Annotated in this window: 1 protein-coding gene; it reads right to left on the minus strand. The window is 71.2% G+C overall.

The window, feature by feature from the left end; translation table 11 throughout:
* Positions 1 to 48: 48 nt before the first annotated feature.
* Positions 49 to 513, minus strand: a 465-nt coding sequence (locus N878_RS26270; protein ID WP_021446442.1) for a uroporphyrinogen-III synthase, incomplete at its 5' end; no start/stop codon positions are given.

The following is a 513-nucleotide window of genomic DNA, read 5'->3' on the forward strand; positions in this document are numbered from 1 at the left end:
GGCGTCTGGTCTTGCGGGGTGGCTGCTTCGCTCACGTATCCATCCTTTCTAGAGGGCAGCGGCCGGGTATCGTTCCAGCGCTGCCAGCAAGGCCGCGGCGCTGGCGCCGCGACAATCCACAACGATCTGTGCACCCGCGCGGCGAGCCTGCTCGGCGACCCGCGGGCTGGGCAGGAACAAGGGTAGCCGAGCCAGTTCGGGCCAGTCGGTAGCGGCCAGTTCGATCAGGTGCTCGAGCCCCTGCCCACTGCTGACCACCAGGGCGTTCAGGCGTTCCGCACGCACCCGTGCGGCCAGTTCGCCCGGCGCGTAGCTGGGCAGCAGGCGGCGGTACAGTGGCAGATAGTCGACCGTCGCACCTTGGCCGCGCAAGCGTTCGGCGAGGAATTCTCGGCCACCCTCGCCGCGCAGGATCAGCACCCGCGGCGCCGGCGCGGCGGCCAGCGCCTGGTGCAGACGCGGCAGGGCCAGCAGCGCCTCGCTGTCGTCACCGTCGTCCGGGCAGTGGGCGTT

This window comes from Pseudomonas sp. EGD-AK9 (genome assembly GCF_000465935.2).
In the GTDB taxonomy this organism is placed as follows: Bacteria; Pseudomonadota; Gammaproteobacteria; order Pseudomonadales; family Pseudomonadaceae; genus Aquipseudomonas.